Genomic DNA, 286 nt, shown 5'->3' on the forward strand with positions numbered 1-286 from the left:
TGCTTGTCCAGCCGGCGCAGGCGGATGACCAGGCCGATCAGGGGCGTGGCGGCGTCGCACAGCGGATTCCAGGCCAGGCCGCGCATGTCGAATTCAGGGTCGGCGAGCAGCGCGGGCGGTTGCGTCAGTTGATGGATTTCCTGCTGCGCGACGTCACCGCCTATGACCTGGAATTGGGGCTGCGCGAAGAGGATGTACCGCCCTTCAATCTGCAACGCGACGGCGGCACTCACCTGGGCTGCACCAGCTTCATCGAACACCGGCCACACCGCCATCACGCCGTCGT

General features: G+C 66.1%; 1 protein-coding gene. It reads left to right on the plus strand.

Going from position 1 to position 286, the window contains the following annotated elements:
* Positions 1 to 131: 131 nt before the first annotated feature.
* The coding region (locus tag AC0L3U_RS39210) for a hypothetical protein (protein ID WP_473365092.1) at positions 132 to 286 on the plus strand (155 nt) is incomplete at its 3' end.

The sequence above is a fragment of the Bradyrhizobium sp. Kon69 genome, from assembly GCF_055807515.1.